This is a genomic window from Mycobacterium sp. NGS18 (assembly GCF_059813185.1).
The window spans coordinates 475,427-488,012 of record NZ_JCALEC010000003.1; the positions used below are offsets into that span (position 1 = coordinate 475,427).

Annotated in this window: 11 protein-coding genes; 7 read left to right on the top strand and 4 right to left on the bottom strand. The window is 69.0% G+C overall.

The window, feature by feature from the left end:
• Positions 1-38: 38 nt before the first annotated feature.
• Both AC5Y31_RS08710 and AC5Y31_RS08715 read right to left on the bottom strand, forming a co-directional pair.
• Positions 39-1,085 (bottom strand): aspartate-semialdehyde dehydrogenase, encoded by a 1,047-nt coding sequence (locus tag AC5Y31_RS08710; protein ID WP_499979620.1) that lies wholly within the window; start codon positions 1,083-1,085, stop codon positions 39-41.
• 1 nt (position 1,086) lies between these two features.
• Positions 1,087-2,352: an aspartate kinase gene (locus AC5Y31_RS08715; protein WP_065024546.1), complete on the bottom strand. Its 1,266-nt coding sequence runs from the start codon at positions 2,350-2,352 to the stop codon at positions 1,087-1,089.
• Positions 2,353-2,592: 240 nt separating this feature from the next.
• On the opposite strand from AC5Y31_RS08715, the gene leuA reads away from it, so the two are divergent.
• Complete coding sequence (gene leuA / locus AC5Y31_RS08720) at positions 2,593-4,446, top strand: 2-isopropylmalate synthase (protein WP_499979622.1); 1,854 nt, start codon at positions 2,593-2,595, stop codon at positions 4,444-4,446.
• Between the two features lie 217 nt (positions 4,447-4,663).
• Here leuA and AC5Y31_RS08725 read toward each other — a convergent pair whose 3' ends face one another.
• On the bottom strand, positions 4,664-5,653 hold the full coding sequence (locus AC5Y31_RS08725) for a DEDDh family exonuclease (RefSeq protein ID WP_499979626.1): 990 nt from the start codon (positions 5,651-5,653) through the stop codon (positions 4,664-4,666).
• A 129-nt stretch (positions 5,654-5,782) separates the two neighbouring features.
• Between AC5Y31_RS08725 and AC5Y31_RS08730 the strand changes: the two genes are divergently transcribed.
• The 6 genes from AC5Y31_RS08730 (at position 5,783) to AC5Y31_RS08755 (ending at position 11,690) form a co-directional block, all read left to right on the top strand.
• Positions 5,783-7,006, top strand: a complete 1,224-nt coding sequence (locus AC5Y31_RS08730; RefSeq protein WP_499979628.1) for a Mur ligase family protein — start codon at positions 5,783-5,785, stop codon at positions 7,004-7,006.
• Positions 7,003-7,710 carry a type 1 glutamine amidotransferase gene (locus tag AC5Y31_RS08735; protein ID WP_065024542.1) on the top strand — a complete coding sequence of 236 codons (708 nt, stop codon included), beginning with the start codon at positions 7,003-7,005 and terminating at the stop codon, positions 7,708-7,710. The genes AC5Y31_RS08730 and AC5Y31_RS08735 overlap by 4 nt, the downstream gene beginning before the upstream one ends.
• Positions 7,711-7,724: 14 nt before the next feature.
• Positions 7,725-8,981, top strand: coding sequence for a PucR family transcriptional regulator (locus tag AC5Y31_RS08740; RefSeq protein WP_065024541.1), 1,257 nt, complete (start codon positions 7,725-7,727; stop codon positions 8,979-8,981).
• Positions 8,982-9,044: 63 nt separating this feature from the next.
• Positions 9,045-10,268 carry an alkane 1-monooxygenase gene (locus AC5Y31_RS08745; protein ID WP_065024540.1) on the top strand — a complete coding sequence of 408 codons (1,224 nt, stop codon included), beginning with the start codon at positions 9,045-9,047 and terminating at the stop codon, positions 10,266-10,268.
• A 70-nt stretch (positions 10,269-10,338) separates the two neighbouring features.
• Positions 10,339-10,521, top strand: a complete 183-nt coding sequence (locus tag AC5Y31_RS08750) for a rubredoxin (protein WP_065024539.1) — start codon at positions 10,339-10,341, stop codon at positions 10,519-10,521.
• Positions 10,518-11,690 carry an NAD(P)/FAD-dependent oxidoreductase gene (locus tag AC5Y31_RS08755; RefSeq protein ID WP_499979631.1) on the top strand — a complete coding sequence of 391 codons (1,173 nt, stop codon included), beginning with the start codon at positions 10,518-10,520 and terminating at the stop codon, positions 11,688-11,690. Before AC5Y31_RS08750 ends, AC5Y31_RS08755 begins: the two co-directional genes overlap by 4 nt.
• On the opposite strand, the gene AC5Y31_RS08760 is transcribed toward AC5Y31_RS08755, so the two are convergent.
• Positions 11,687-12,535, bottom strand: coding sequence for a type IV toxin-antitoxin system AbiEi family antitoxin (locus AC5Y31_RS08760; protein WP_499979633.1), 849 nt, complete (start codon positions 12,533-12,535; stop codon positions 11,687-11,689). The two genes, AC5Y31_RS08755 and AC5Y31_RS08760, sit on opposite strands and share 4 nt — an antisense overlap.
• Positions 12,536-12,586: the final 51 nt, after the last annotated feature.

Sequence of the window (12,586 nt, forward strand, 5' to 3'; positions counted from 1 at the left end):
TTTCGCAGCCGGTGCACGTTCGGCGCCTCGGAGCGGGGTCAGGCCCCGGAAGACGCAGCCAGCAGCTCGGCGATCTGAATCGTGTTGAGCGCGGCCCCTTTACGCAGGTTGTCCCCGGAGACGAACAACGCCAGGCCGCGCCCGTCGGGCGCACCGGGGTCGACCCGGATCCGACCCACCAGGGAGTCGTCGGCGCCGGCGGCAGCCAGCGGGGTGGGCACATCGGTCACCGTCACACCCGGTGCTGCCTTCAGCAACTCGGTGGCCCGCTCCGGCGAGATCGGCCGGGCGAACTCGGCATTGATCGACAGCGAGTGCCCGGTGAACACCGGCACCCGAACGCAGGTACCACTCACCAAAAGGTCTGGGATGCCGAGGATTTTGCGGCTCTCGGACCGCAGCTTCTGGTCCTCGTCGGTTTCACCGGAACCGTCGTCGACGTAGCTGCCGGCCAGGGCGACCACGTTGAAGGCGATCGGCGCGACGTACTTGTTCGGCGCCGGGAAGTCGACTGCGCCGCCGTCGTGCACCAGCTGCTCGGCGCCGTCGGCGACCGCGCGCACCTGCCCGGCCAACTCCTGCACCCCCGCCACGCCGCTGCCCGAAACCGCCTGGTAGGTCGACACGATCAGCCGGGTCAGGCCCGCCTCGTCGTGCAGCGGCTTGAGCACCGGCATCGCGGCCATCGTGGTGCAGTTCGGGTTGGCGATGATGCCCTTCTTCAAGGACACCCCGCGCACATCCCGGTCGAAGTTCACCTCCGAGACCACCAACGGCACGTCGGGGTCTTTGCGCCAGGCCGAGGAGTTGTCGATCACCGTCACCCCGGCGGCGGCGAAGCGCGGCGCCTGCACCTTCGACATCGCGCCGCCGGCGGAGAACAGTGCGATGTCCAGGCCGGTCGGGTCGGCGGTCTCGGCGTCCTCGACCTCGATCTCAGCGCCGCGGAACTCCAGCTTGCGCCCGGCCGAGCGCGCCGAGGCGAAGAACCGCAGCTGATCGGCGGGGAAGTTGCGTTCTTCCAGCAGGTTGCGCATCACCTGGCCGACTTGGCCGGTGGCACCGACTACGCCTAATGCGACCATCTCAGCGTCCCGTCCCGGCGTACACCGTCGCCTGCTCGTCGCCGCCGAGGCCGAACGCCTGATGCAGCGTGACCACGGCCTTGTCCAGGTCCGATTCGGCCACCAGCACCGAGATCCGGATCTCCGAGGTGGAGATCAGGTCGATGTTGACGCCGTTGTCGGCCAGCGTCTCGCAGAAGGTGGCCGTGACGCCCGGGTGGCTGCGCATCCCGGCACCGATCAGCGACACCTTGCCGACATGGTCGTCGTAGAGCACCTCGGTGAAGCCGATCTCGCTCTTGCGGGACTCCAGCATCGCCACCGCGGCGGGCCCGTTGTCGCGCGGGCAGGTGAAGGTGATGTCGGTCTTGCCGTCCTCGACCTTGGAGACGTTCTGCAACACCATGTCGATGTTGATGTCGGCGTCGGCAATGGCGCGGAAGATCTTCGCCGCGTAGCCGGGCAGGTCGGGAATGCCGACCACGGTCACCTTGGCTTCGCTCTTGTCGTGGGCAACTCCGGTCAGGAGGGCGTCTTCCATGGGGATGTCCTTGATCGATCCGGAAACGATGGTGCCGGGCTTGTCCGAGTAGGAGGACCGGACATGAATGGGCAGGTGGTAGCGGCGGGCGTACTCCACGCAGCGCAGCATCAGCACCTTGGCGCCGCACGCGGCCAGTTCGAGCATCTCCTCGAAGGTGACCTTGTCCAGTTTCTGGGCGTTGGGCACGATGCGCGGGTCGGCACTGAAGATGCCGTCGACGTCGGTGTAGATCTCGCAGACGTCGGCGTTGAGCGCGGCGGCCAGCGCCACCGCGGTGGTGTCCGAGCCGCCGCGGCCCAACGTGGTGACGTCTTTGGTGTCCTGGCTGACGCCCTGGAAGCCGGCGACCATCACCACCTGGTTCTCCCCGAGCGCGGCCTGCAGCCGGCCCGGGGTGACATCGATGATCTTGGCCTTGCCGTGCACGCCGGTGGTGATCACCCCGGCCTGCGAGCCGGTGAACGAGCGGGCCTGGCAGCCCAGCTCCTCGACGGCCATCGCCACCAGGGCGTTAGAGATCCGCTCGCCGGCGGTGAGCAACATGTCCAGCTCTCGGGCCGGTGGGGACGAGCAGACCTGTTGGGCCAGGTCCAGCAGGTCATCGGTGGTGTCGCCCATCGCCGAACAGACCACGACGACGTCGTCGCCGACGTTCTTGGTCTCGACGATGCGCTCGGCGACGCGGCGGACCCGGTCGGCGTCGGCCACCGACGATCCGCCGTATTTCTGCACGACGAGCGCCACGGCTGTCCCTTCTACGTCCACGGGGTTTTGGGCCGACAATCAGGATACGGGGTCGTCCTCGCCGCGCTCACGCCAGCAGGATGGCGGCTTCGCTACCGGCGCGGCTTCGCCCGACCAAGGTCTGCCGTTTTCGCCGTGGCGCCTTTGCCGCGCTAAACTGGCCGACGTGCAGCGGGTGCTCCTTCTCGGACGCCGCGACGGGGTCTGATCCAGACCGGCCTCCCGTCGCGGGTGTTCGCGATGCGCCGGTCTTCAGGTCCCTCTGACAAACCCGGAGCAATCACCGTGACTACTTTCTCCAGCGCCGACTCCTTCACTTCGGGGCGCCCCATCACCAAACCCGCCGGGCCGCCCAGCCCCGGCCAGCCCCCCTGGAATCAGCAGCGCGGCTCGGCGATGCCGGTGCAGCGCTACCGCAGCTTCGCCGAAGAAGTCGAGCCCGTCACCCTCAAAGACCGCACCTGGCCGGACACCGTCATCGACAAGGCACCGCTGTGGTGCGCGGTGGACCTGCGCGACGGCAACCAGGCGCTGATCGACCCGATGAGCCCGGCCCGCAAACGCCGCATGTTCGACCTGCTGGTGGCCATGGGCTACAAGGAGATCGAGGTCGGCTTCCCCTCGGCCAGCCAGACCGACTTCGACTTCGTCCGCGAGATCATCGAGTCCGGTGCGATCCCGGACGACGTCACCATCCAGGTGCTGACCCAGTGCCGCGACGAGCTGATCGAGCGCACCTTCGAAGCGTGCGACGGCGCCAAGAACGTGATCGTGCACTTTTACAACTCCACCTCGGTCCTGCAGCGCCGGGTGGTGTTCAAAGCCGACCGGGCCGCGGTGCTGCAGATCGCCGTCAACGGGGCCCGCAAATGCCTGGAGGAACAGGCCAAGCATCCGGGCACCCGGTGGCGCTACGAGTACTCCCCGGAGTCCTACACCGGCACCGAGCTGGAGTACGCCAAAGAGGTATGTGACGCGGTGGGCGATGTGATTAAGCCATCGCCCGATTCGCCGATCATCTTCAACCTGCCGGCCACCGTGGAGATGGCCACCCCGAACGTTTACGCCGACTCGATCGAGTGGATGCACCGCAACCTGAAGCGGCGCGACTCGGTCATCCTGAGCTTGCACCCGCACAATGACCGCGGAACTGCCGTCGCCGCAGCGGAATTGGGTTACCAGGCCGGGGCGGACCGGATCGAGGGCTGCCTGTTCGGCAACGGCGAACGCACCGGCAACGTCTGCCTGGTGACGCTCGGGTTGAACCTGTTCTCCCGCGGGGTGGACCCGCAGATCGACTTCTCCAACATCGATGAGATCCGCCGCACCGTGGAGTACTGCAACCAGCTCAACGTCCCCGAGCGCCACCCCTATGGCGGCGACCTGGTTTATACGGCGTTCTCCGGCAGCCACCAGGACGCCATCAACAAGGGCCTGGACCAGATGAAGGTCGACGCGGATGCCGCCGACTCCGATGTCGACGACATGCTCTGGCAGGTCCCGTACCTGCCGATCGACCCGCGCGATGTGGGCCGCACGTATGAGGCGGTGATCCGGGTCAACTCGCAGTCCGGCAAGGGCGGCGTGGCCTACGTGATGAAGACCGACCACGGGCTGGTGCTGCCGAGGCGGCTGCAGATCGAATTCTCCAAGGTGATCCAGCACCTGACCGACGGCGAAGGCGGCGAGGTCACCCCGAAGGAGATGTGGGACGCGTTCGCCGACGAGTACCTGAACCCGGTGCGGCCGCTGGAGCGGATGCGGCAGCGGGTGATCGCCGCCGAAACCGACGACGGCACCGACCGCATCGAGGCCACGGTCTTGGTCGACGGGGTGGAGACCGAGATCGCCGGCGCGGGCAACGGCCCGCTGGCCGCGTTCGTCGACGCGCTGGCCCAGGTCGACGTGCATGTGCACGTGCTGGACTACTCCGAGCACGCGATGAGCGCCGGCGAGGAAGCTCAAGCCGCGGCGTACGTGGAGGCATCCATAGGCGGAAACTCCGTGTGGGGCGTCGGGATCGCGCCGTCGATCACCACGGCGTCGCTGCGCGCGGTGGTCTCCGCGGTGAACCGGGCGGCCCGGCTGGGCTGAGTCCCGCGGATAACTCCGGCCCCACCAGCAACCGCGAGGTCGGCACGTGGTTGTTGCCCGCCTATGAGCGACAACCGAGGTTATGTCAGTGCGGGCGCCGGGGTGGGCGGTCGACCTAACGCACGTTGTCGCTCAAAGGCGGGCACAAGCGATGCGCCTTCCCGCTCGTGACAGCTGGGGCAGATGGGGCGACGGTGCCCTAAGAAACGGGCTGCGCTCAGAACAGCGAGATCTGCTCGCCGGCCAACCCGGCGTCGGCGAACTGCTCGATGCCGGTGCCTTGGACGACCCGGTCGACGCACGCCATGAAGTGCGCGTCGGTGACGGTCGGCACGCCGAGTTCACGCGCCTGGTAGCCCTTGCCCTGCTCGGCGTGGTCGTTGTTGCAGATCACCAGTGAGGTGTTGGTGTCGACGACGTCGCTGTAGGCCAGCCCGGCATGCAGGATGCGTTCGACGAGTTCCTCGTGGGTGCGACTGCACTCCGCCGACAGCGCGACCCGCATGCCCTGCACCAGCGGGCGGCCCCGCACGTAGCGGCCGGGGTTGAGGTAGGCGCACGGCATCCGCGACGCCAGGGCCTTCAGCGGCCGCAGCTCTTCGTGGGTGATCCGGCCGTTGGGCCACCGGCGGCGGGTGACCGGCCGCACCGGCAGCCAGACGTCCCGTTCCCGGGCCCGCTGCAGCGCCGGCTCCAGCACCCCGGCCAGCACCCGGGCGTCGTCGAGCGCGTCGTGCGCGCGGGTCTGGACGATGCCCCAGTGCGCGGCGAGGCTTTGCAGCCGCAGGTTGGCCAGCCCCAGGTCCAGGCGCCGGACCAATTCCAGCGTGCACATCACCGAGTCGACGGGCAGTTCGGCGCCGGCCATCTCGGCTTCGACGGCCAGGAAGGTGTAATCGAAGGCCACGTTGTGCGCCACCAGGGTGCGCCCGGCCAGCAGCTCGGCGACCTCGTCGAAGACGTCGGCGAACCGCGGCTGGCCCGCCAGCATCTCGGCGGTGAGTCCGTGCACATGGGTGGGGCCGGGGTCGGTGCCTGGGTTGACCAGGCTGGAGGCCGACCGCTCGATCCGGCCGTCGGCGTCCAGTGCCAGGGCGGCGACGCTGAGCACCCGGGCCTGGCCGGGCCGAAACCCCGACGTCTCGACGTCGACGACGACCCAGCCGTCGCCGGGATCGCGGGCCGGGCGCCCCCACAGCGCACTCATGCCATGAGAATGGCACGCCGGGGTGACGAAGCCCGGTCGCCCCGGCCCGTGTCGTGAACTTAAGTCCCTGAGGGCGACCCACTGCGCCCGGCGCAAGCGCCGCGCTTGTGATCGCCCTAAACTCACGCCGTGATCACCGCCCGTGGACGCCTCGCGCTGGCCGCCGGAGCGAGCGCCCGATGGGCGTCGCGGGTCACCGGCCGCGGCGCCGGCGCGATGATCGGCGGCCTGGTCGCGATGACACTGGACCGCTCGATCCTGCGTCAGCTGGGCACCGGACGGCGCACCGTCGTCGTCACCGGCACCAACGGCAAGTCGACCACCACCCGCATGGTCGCCGCCGCGCTGCGTGACCTGGGCCCGGTCGCCACCAACGCCGAAGGCGCCAACATGGACGCCGGGCTGGTGGCGGCGCTGGCCGCCGACCGCACCGCACAGCGCGCGGCGCTCGAGGTCGACGAGATGCACGTGCCGCACGTGGCCGATGCGGTCTCGCCGGCCGTGGTCGTGCTGCTCAACCTGTCTCGCGACCAGCTGGACCGGGTCGGTGAGATCAACGCCGTGGAACGCGCACTGCGCACCGGGCTCGCCCGACATCCGCAGACGGTGGTCGTCGCCAACTGCGACGACGTGCTGATGACCTCGGCCGCCTACGACTCCCCCAACGTGGTGTGGGTCGCCGCGGGCGGCGGCTGGGCCGGTGACTCGGTCAGCTGCCCGCGCAGTGGCGAGGTGATCGACCGCCGCGACGAGCACTGGCGCTCGACCGGATGCGACTTCGCCCGGCCCACCCCGCAGTGGTGGTTCGACGACGACTCGCTGTACGGACCCGACGGGCTGGTGCTGCCGATGCGCCTGTCGCTTCCCGGAAACGTCAACCGCGGCAACGCCGCCCAGGCCGTCGCCGCCGCCGTCGCGCTCGGCGCCGACCCGGTCAAAGCGGTGGCCGCCGTATGCGCCGTCGACGAGGTGGCCGGGCGCTACCGCAGCGTGCAGGTCGGCCAGCACACGGTGCGGATGCTGCTGGCCAAGAACCCGGCCGGCTGGCAAGAAGCGCTGTCGATGGTCGACCACCAGGCCGGCGGGGTGGTGATCGCCGTCAACGGGCAGGTGCCCGACGGCGAGGACCTGTCCTGGCTGTGGGATGTGCGCTTCGAGCACTTCGAAGGGGTTCCGGTGGTGGCCGCCGGGGAGCGCGGCACCGACCTGGCGGTGCGGCTCGGCTACGCCGGTGTGTCACACACCCTGGTGCACGACACCTGCGCGGCCATCGCGTCCTGCCCGCCCGGGCGGGTGGAGGTGGTCGCCAACTACACCGCGTTCCTGGCACTGCAGCGGAGGCTTTCGTCATGACGGTGCGGATCGGGCTGGTGTTGCCCGACGTGATGGGCACCTACGGCGACAGCGGCAACGCGGTGGTGCTACGGCAGCGCCTGCTGCTGCGCGGTATCGCCGCCGAGATCGTCGAGATCACCCTGGCCGACCCGGTACCGGAATCACTCGATCTCTACACCCTGGGCGGCGCCGAGGACTACGCGCAGCGGCTGGCCACCCGGCACCTGATCCGGTATCCGGGATTGCAGCGTGCCGCCGAGCGCGGGGCGCCGGTGCTGGCGATCTGCGCGGCCATCCAGGTGCTCGGGCACTGGTATGAGACCTCTGCCGGGGAACGCGTCGACGGGGTGGGGCTGCTCGATGTCACCACCGCACCGCAGGACACGCGCACTATCGGCGAAGTGGTCGGCACCCCGCTGCTGGCGGGACTGACGCAGCCGCTGACCGGCTTCGAGAACCACCGCGGCGGCACCGTGCTGGGGCCTTCGGCAACACCGTTGAGCGCGGTGACCAAGGGCGCCGGGAACCGGACCGGCGACGGACACGACGGCGCCGTGCAGGGCAGCGTGGTCGCCACCTATCTGCACGGGCCGTGCCTGGCCCGCAACCCGCAACTGGCCGACCTGTTGCTGTCGAAGGTGGTCGGCGACCTGGCGCCGCTGGAGCTTCCCGAAGTCGAGATGCTGCGCGCCGAAAGACTGAGCGCGCCGCGGCGCGCCTGACTACGTTTGCGACCATGACCGATCCGAGCACCGTTGCCGACGCGGCGATCGGAATCTCCCAGCGGCTCTACGATCGCCTGGCCGATACCACCGCAGTCATCGAGGCACTGGTGGCCAAGGAGTCGCCGGACCTGACCGCGGACTCGTCGCTGCTGCAGCTGCTGCACGAAACCGTGACGGCGAACGTCGAAACCTACTTCTCGGCGATCCGGCACAACATCCCGGTGGCCGACGTCGCCGCGCCGCCCGTCGCTTTGGAGCACGCCCGCCGGTTGGCGCAGCGCGGGGTGCCGGTGAACGCATTGGTACGGGGCTACCGGCTGGGCCACTCAATGGCGCTGCGGGTGGTGCTGGAGGAGATCCGTTCCGCCGACCTGGATCCCGATCTACGGCTGGATGTGCTCGGGGAGATGTCGACACTGATGTTCGGCTACATCGACGAGATGTCGCAACAGGTGTCGGCCGTCTACCAGGCCGAGCGCGAACGCTGGCTGGAAAGCCGAAACGCGGTGCGCGCCTTGCGGGTCCGAGAGATCCTGACCGGGGACAGCTTGGACGTCGACGCCATGACGGCCGCGATCCGCTATCCGCTGCGGCGAACCCACGTGGCACTCGTCGTGTGGTACCCCGAGGCTGGCGGCGACAAGCTCGCGGCCGCCGAAGGTTTCATCAAGCAACTCGCCGAATCGGTTGCCGGGCAGGGTGCACCGCTGTTCATCCCCGCTGACAGCGCCACCGGGTGGGCCTGGATTCCGTTGGCGTCGAATGCCGGTGCCGAGGCGGTGGAACAGATCCGGTCCTGCGCGCAGGCCGATGAGCCCTGGGTGGCGATCGGTAATCCGCTGCCCGGAGTGCAGGGCTTCCGCCGGTCGCATCAGCAGGCGCTGGCCACCCACACCCTGGCAGTAGCCTCCGGCTCGGTCCGGGTCAGCGCGGCAAGCGATCCGGGACTGTCGGCCGCGGCACTGCTCGGCGGTGACAACGTGGCCGCCGCACGAGCCTGGGTCGGCGAAATCCTCGGCCCGCTGGCCTGCGCGACCGACGGCGACGAGCGGCTGCGCGACACGCTGCGGGTGTTCCTGCGGACCGGTTCCAGCTTCAAGGCGGCCGGCGAGCAGCTGCACTTCCACGTCAACACGATGAAGTACCGCGTCCAGCGCGCGATCGAACGTCGCGGCCGCCCGATCACCGAGGATCGGCTCGACGTTGAGATCGCGCTGCTGCTCTGTCAGTGGTACGGCGCCGCCGTGTTGTCTCCCGAAGACGAATAGCCGGCCGAATTCCGGTTTCGCGGGACGAGCGGCGAGTGGGCGCCGATACCTAACGTCGGCGACATGAACACCGAACTGAGTGACAAGCCAAAAATCTGGCACGACAAGAAACGACACCTGTGGCTGTTGGGCCTGTTCGTGCCCACCATGATGTTCCTGGTGCTGCCGCTGGTGTGGGCGATGAACCAGGCCGGCTGGCAGACCGCGGCGCAGCTGCCGTTGTACATCGGGCCGATCCTGCTCTACGTGATCCTGCCGGTGCTGGACCTGTGGGTCGGGGCCGACGGGCAGAACCCGCCGGATGAGGTGATGCCCGCCCTGGAGAACGACAAGTACTACCGGTACGCGACCTACGCCTACATCCCGCTGCAGTACGCCAGCGCCATCCTGGGCGCCTACCTGTTCACCGCCTCGGACCTGGGCTGGCTCGGCTTCGACGGGTCGCTGGGCTGGCTGGGCAAAATCGGTGTGGCGATGTCGGCGGCCACGGTGGCCGGGGTGGGCATCAACACCGCTCACGAATTGGGCCACAAGCGGGACTCGCTGGAGCGGTGGCTGTCCAAGATCACCTTGGCGCAGGTCTGCTACGGACACTTCTACGTCGAGCACAACCGTGGCCACCACGTGCGGGTGGCCACCCCGGAGGACCCGGCGTCGGCGCGTTTCGGCGAGACGTTCTGGGAGTTCCTGCCGCGTAGCACCTGGGGCGGCATCCGCTCGGCGTGGGAGCTGGAGGCGGCGCGGATCCGTCGTACCGGCAAGAACCCCTGGAACCCGCGCACCTGGTGGGGCAACGACGTGATCAACGCGCTGGCGATGTCGGTGCTGTTCTGGGGCGTGATGATCGCGGTGTTCGGTGTCGCACTGATCCCCTACCTGCTGATCAACGCTTTGTACGGCTCGTCGCTGCTGGAGTCGGTGAACTACCTGGAGCATTACGGCCTGGTGCGTCAGAAGCAGGCCGGCGGCCGCTACGAGCGCTGCACCCCGCAGCACAGCTGGAACTCCGACCACATGGTGACCAACCTGTTCCTCTACCACCTGCAGCGGCACAGCGACCACCACGCCAACCCGACCCGGCGCTACCAGACGCTGCGCAGCTTCGAGGACTCGCCGAACCTGCCGGCCGGATATGGAGCGCTCATTGGGGTGACCTACTTCCCGCCGGTGTGGCGCAAGCTGATGGACCACCGGGTGCTGGAGCACTACGCCGGTGACATCACCCGGGCCAACATCCAGCCGCGTGTGCGGGCGAAGGTCCTGGCGCGGTACGGGGCGGCCGCCTGATGGCCGCCCACGGATGCCCTGACGGTGCAGTACGCGAAAAGCTGGATTTCGAACCGATGGGAGTGAACTCATGAACGACTACAAACTGTTCCGGTGCCTGCAGTGCGGTTTCGAGTACGACGAGGCGCTGGGTTGGCCGGAGGACGGCATCGCCCCGGGCACCCGCTGGGCCGACATCCCCGAGGACTGGAGCTGCCCGGACTGCGGTGCGGCGAAAGCCGACTTCGAGATGGTGGAGGTGGCGCGGCCGTGAGCGGGGTCGTCATCGTCGGGGCCGGCCTGGCCGCGGTCCGTACCGCGGAGCAATTGCGCCGCAACGACTATGCCGACGCGATCACCATCGTCGGCGCCGAGGCCCATCTGCCCTACGACCGTCCGCCGCTGTCCAAGCAGATGCTGCGGGGTGAGGTAGACGACGTGGCTTTGAAGCCGGCGGCGTTCTACGAGCAGCACCGCATCGGGTTGCGGCTCGGCGTCGCCGCCCGTGGCGTCGACGCGGCCGCCCACACGGTCACGCTGGCCGACGGGGAGGTGCTGCGCTACGACCAGCTGGTGATCGCCACCGGCCTGGTGCCGCGGCGCATTCCGTCGTTCGGCGAGCTGGACGGCATCTGTGTACTGCGGTCGTTCGACGACTGTGTGGCGCTTCGGGAGCAGGCCGCGGGCGCCCGGCGTGCCGTGGTGATCGGGGCGGGGTTCATCGGCTGCGAGGTCTCGGCCAGCTTGCGCAGCTCGGGGGTGGGTGTGGTGCTGGTGGAACCCCAGCCCACCCCGCTGGCCTCCGTGCTGGGCGAGCAGCTGGGCGCGTTGGTCACCCGGCTGCACCGCGACGAAGGCGTCGACGTGCGCACCGGCGTGACCGTGACCTCCGTCGCCGGGACGGACGGCGTGGAGTCGGTGACGTTGTCGGACGGCTCGGTGTTGGCCGCCGATCTGGTGGTGGTGGGCATCGGGTCACGGCCCGCCTGCGACTGGCTGGCCGGCAGCGAGATCGCGGTGGCCGACGGGATCGTGTGCGACGAGGTCGGGCGTACCAACGCTCCGGACGTCTGGGCGCTGGGCGATGTGGCGAGTTGGCGCGATGGCACGGGTTCCCAAGCCCGGGTGGAGCACTGGAGCAACGTCGCTGAGCAGGCGCGCAGCCTGGTGTCGGCGATGCTGAACCTGGATGCGGCGCCCGCCGCGGGCGTGCCGTACTTCTGGAGCGACCAGTACGACCTCAAAATTCAGTGCCTCGGGCACCCGCGGGCCGGCGACACCGTGCACCTGGTCGAGGATGACGGCCGCCGATTCCTGGCCTACTACGAGCGCGACGGTGTGCTGGTCGCCGTGGTGGGCGCGGGCATCCCGGAGCAGGTGCGGACGGCTCGGGGGAAGATCGCCGCGGGGGCACCGATTTCCGAAGTGCTGCAACCGGTCTAAGGCCGCCAGCCGCGGGATCGCAGCGCCTCGGTGACGCGGCGGACCGTCTCGCTGGAGTTGTCCTCGTTGATGACCCGGATGTTGATCCAGCCCAGGCCTTCCAATCTGCGCTGGCGCTTGTGGTCTTTGACGTACTGCTGACGATCCTTTTGATGGTGATCCCCGTCGTATTCGGCCGACACCTTGTAGTCCTCCCAGCCCATATCAAGCCAGGCGAACGGCCAATACCCCCGCTCGATCACCGGGATCTGGGTGGTCGGGACGGGCACGCCGGCGTCGATCAGTCGCAACCGCAGCCTGGACTCCCTGAGTGAGGCGGCGCCGGGATCGACCAGTGGAAGCGCCGCCCGCAGCTTTCGTAAGCCGCGCGCGCCGTTGTGATGCTTGGCGATCAGCAGCACATCCTCAGCGCTGAACGGGGTGGCCCGGGCGAGGGCGTCGAGCCGGGCCACCGCGTGAACTCTTGGCAGGTGCCGGCCCAGGTCGTAGGCGGTGCGGGCGGGTGTGGTGACCGGTATGCCGGCGACTGTGGTTATTTCCTCGCCGGCCAGGGTTTCATCGCGGGCGATCAGGCCCCGCGGTGGCCGGGTATTCGGCCAGATCAGTTCGATCGGGATATCGGAGTCCACCCACCTGGCGCCGTGGAGGGCCGATGCGGCTAACCCGGCAATGACGCCTCGCCGTCCAGAACGGAGCCACGCCCCCTCTACCCGGTCGTGCAGGCTGGGCTGATGTCGTGCCGGCACATAGACGTCGCGGAAAATCGCCCGGTGCCAACGGCGCAGCTCGTACTCGGTGAGGCGCCCCTGGGCCAGCGCTTCGCTGCCGATGAAGACCTCTCCCATGGCCAGATCCTGCCGACGGGGACTGACACGTTCACCGAGCCTGGGGGTACC